Source organism: Candidatus Schmidhempelia bombi str. Bimp (assembly GCF_000471645.3).
Taxonomy (GTDB): Bacteria; Pseudomonadota; Gammaproteobacteria; order Enterobacterales; family Orbaceae; genus Utexia; species Utexia bombi.
In genome coordinates this window covers 1-462 of the sequence record NZ_AWGA01000131.1, presented here as the reverse complement: position 1 = coordinate 462, position 462 = coordinate 1, and the positions used below count along the sequence as shown (strand labels likewise).

General features: G+C 23.6%; 2 protein-coding genes. Both read right to left on the bottom strand.

Going from position 1 to position 462, the window contains the following annotated elements:
- Window positions 1-254, bottom strand: a 254-nt coding sequence (locus O970_RS09740; RefSeq protein ID WP_133459499.1) for a hypothetical protein, incomplete at its 3' end; no start/stop codon positions are given.
- A gap of 12 nt (window positions 255-266) precedes the next feature.
- A partial coding sequence (locus O970_RS10035; RefSeq protein ID WP_166667121.1) for a hypothetical protein occupies window positions 267-462 on the bottom strand: 196 nt, incomplete at its 5' end.

The following is a 462-nucleotide window of genomic DNA, read 5'->3' as shown; positions in this document are numbered from 1 at the left end:
TCTTTATTACCAAATAAATCATAAGTGTAATTTTCATACACATATTCATTATCTACTTTCTTAGGTAATCGCTCAGATATTATAGTGTAATCATTTGTATTAACATAAGATATAGTAAGTGAATTATCAGAAGTACCACTTATATAAAAGTCTATTTTTTTATCACCAATATTTCCACTATAGATTCGATATATTGCTTGTGTAACTTGTGGAAAAAAAGAAATTATTACTAAAAGATATTTTAAAACATTCATTTATGTGTACCTTTATTTTGAAATATAATACTTTTTACCTTTTATTACCGCTTCTGTTTGATCGTCTATATCTATAGAATTTAAATTAACAAAAAAAGCAGGATTTATTTTATATCCTAACTTTGCTATTTCCTTTTTTTCACCTTTAGTTTTATTATTGTGAATATACATAGCAATTTCTAAATGTAAATGTGTATTAACAAGCCCT